The 558-nt window shown below is 44.6% G+C and carries 1 protein-coding gene; it reads right to left on the reverse strand.

Features of this window, described 5'->3' with window-relative positions; all coding sequences use genetic code 11:
• Positions 1-20: 20 nt before the first annotated feature.
• Positions 21-558, reverse strand: a 538-nt coding sequence (nhaR, locus tag R7O13_RS29710; RefSeq protein WP_318305572.1) for a transcriptional activator NhaR, incomplete at its 5' end; no start/stop codon positions are given.

Below are 558 nucleotides of genomic sequence, written 5' to 3' on the forward strand. Positions count from 1 at the left end.
ATTTGAGCAACGATACGGGTTTACTCAAACATTTGACTGAAATCAGCATCACATACGTTTTTTACCGCAGGATGCTGAATCATTCGCTCGGCGAAAATAACGTAATACTCTTCTTTCAAATCCTCAACATGACCGATCAACTGCAAGCTGCGGTCATCTTCGATTTCTGACATGTAAACCGTCGGCGCCAAAAAGATTACATCATCACGGTATCTCGCAAAGGCTTTCATCAACGCGACGTCATCAAACTCTCCCAAGACATCAGGTTGTAATCCTTGGCGATCAAACCATTGAATGACTTTTCGCCCCATCGCCGTTCGACTTGCTGGGATCAACAGCTTTTTCTTTTCCAAAATTTCAGGGAACTTCACGTCTGGAATGTCAGAAGATGCAAAGAAACTCATGCTACTCTCGCCAAGCTTCTTACTATAAAGGCCTGGGCTTTGCGTCGAGTCCACCGGGCAATCAGAAAGAATCATATCCAACTTGTGCTGCGATAGCCGTTCTAATAACAGTTCGTGCGTCGACTCGTAACAACGTAGATGGATACTGTTGTCT

The organism is Vibrio sp. Y176, assembly GCF_033438945.1.